1 protein-coding gene is annotated in these 419 nt (G+C 53.5%); it reads left to right on the top strand.

Annotated features, from left to right (window positions below; genetic code table 11):
• On the top strand, positions 1-419 hold a 419-nt coding region (locus tag QP997_RS09775; RefSeq protein ID WP_284847006.1), incomplete at both ends, for an IS3 family transposase.

Here is a 419-nt window from a genome sequence, read left to right as displayed (position 1 = left end):
TACGGCTATCGACGCATGTGGTGGGAGTTGCGTCATCGTGGGATCATCATCAGCGAGAAGGTTGTTCGTCGCCTCATGCGCGAAGAAGGAATCGTGCCCCGCTTTCCGAAACGCAAGTGGAGGTACTCCAGCTATCAGGGAGAAATTTCACCAGCTCCGGACAACTTGGTGAACCGTAATTTTCACGCTGACAGCCCAAACAAGTTGTGGCTAACTGACATCAGTGTTTTTGCAGCTCACGATAGTCGCGTGTACCTCTCTGCCATAATCGACTGTTTTGACGGCAAGGTCGTCGCCGCGAAAACAAGCGTGCACCCCACTATGGAGTTGGCGCAGGAAACTCTGCTTGCTGCCATTGAAGCGGAGCAGCCAGAAGCAGATGGTTCCCTGGTGCTTCATTCTGACCGGGGTGCACATTA

It is taken from the genome of Corynebacterium sp. MSK039 (genome assembly GCF_030232315.1).
GTDB lineage: Bacteria > Actinomycetota > Actinomycetes > Mycobacteriales > Mycobacteriaceae > Corynebacterium.
Note: the sequence above shows the minus strand (reverse complement) of the source record. Positions and strands in the feature narration are given on the sequence as shown.